The sequence below is a fragment of the Vibrio sp. 1078-1 genome (assembly GCF_033340475.1).
The window spans coordinates 1-630 of record NZ_JAWOWM010000509.1 but is presented as its reverse complement, the minus strand read 5'-3'; the positions used below and the strand labels follow the sequence as shown (position 1 = coordinate 630).

General features: G+C 47.1%; 1 pseudogene. It reads right to left on the bottom strand.

What is annotated here, in order from left to right:
• Positions 1-115: 115 nt before the first annotated feature.
• Positions 116-630, bottom strand: a pseudogene (locus R7190_RS28480) (acyl-CoA thioesterase domain-containing protein); the annotation flags it as partial.

Sequence of the window (630 nt, the reverse complement as noted above, 5' to 3'; positions counted from 1 at the left end):
AAATCACTTTATGAGTGGTCAGTGGTCACCATGAAGTATCAACCGAATTAATCATCGTTTGATACCCACGAAAAAGGAGTGCTGAGCACTCCTTTTTGCGTCTTATACGCACGGGTTACTTCGTGTAGCGCATGACTCCTTCTTGTACGGCAGTCGCTACCAAATGACCTTGCTGGTTATAAATTTCGCCACGCACTAAGCCTCGAGTATTACTCGCCGTTGGGCTTTCTATTGCGTACAAAAGCCATTCATCCATCTTGAAGGGACGATGGAACCAGATTGAATGGTCAATCGTCGCAACTTGGAAATTCGGCGTCATTAACGACACTTCATGTGGATGCATCGCCGTGACCAAAAATCCCCAATCTGACGCGTAAGCCAGCAAGTATTGATGAATCAGTTGGTTATCTGGCATCTCACCGTTAGCACGAATCCAAAGGTACTGTTTTGGCTCCGCTTTTTTGGGTTTTAGAGGATTGATCACCGTGACAGGGCGAGTCTCAATCGGTTTTTCTCCGCAGAATGTTTTACGCAAGCGCTCTGGCAGAAACTCCGCGATATGACTTGCGAGTTCACTCTCTGAGGCGAAGTTTTCAGGCCCCGGAATATCTGGCATGGCTTTCTGGTGAT